This window comes from Bacillus sp. SIMBA_005 (assembly GCF_046535585.1).
Lineage (GTDB): Bacteria > Bacillota > Bacilli > Bacillales > Bacillaceae > Bacillus > Bacillus pumilus.
In genome coordinates, this window is record NZ_JAWRWI010000242.1 from 1 (window position 1) to 285 (window position 285).

Annotated in this window: 1 pseudogene; it reads right to left on the reverse strand. The window is 43.9% G+C overall.

Annotated elements, in window-relative coordinates:
• Positions 1-285, reverse strand: a pseudogene (locus tag SB660_RS19935) (MBL fold metallo-hydrolase); the annotation flags it as partial.

Genomic DNA, 285 nt, shown 5'->3' on the forward strand with positions numbered 1-285 from the left:
CGCGTGAAGATGTGTATCAAATACGTGAGTAATCGTCGCACTCTTCTCCTTCGCAAAATCCATAAAGAAATCTACCATACGCGTCGCATCAATAATCGCCGCTTCACCATTGGAAATGACCATGTATGACAAGCAGCCTTTACCGATTCGAACAAACTGATACATCTCACCGCCATCTTTTAAATCCCCGACTTTTACCGGCTCTAAATGTTCGCTCCATGCTTTCATTCCGCCCTTAAGATAGGATACAGAATGACCTGCTTCAGAAAGCATTTCGGATACCAT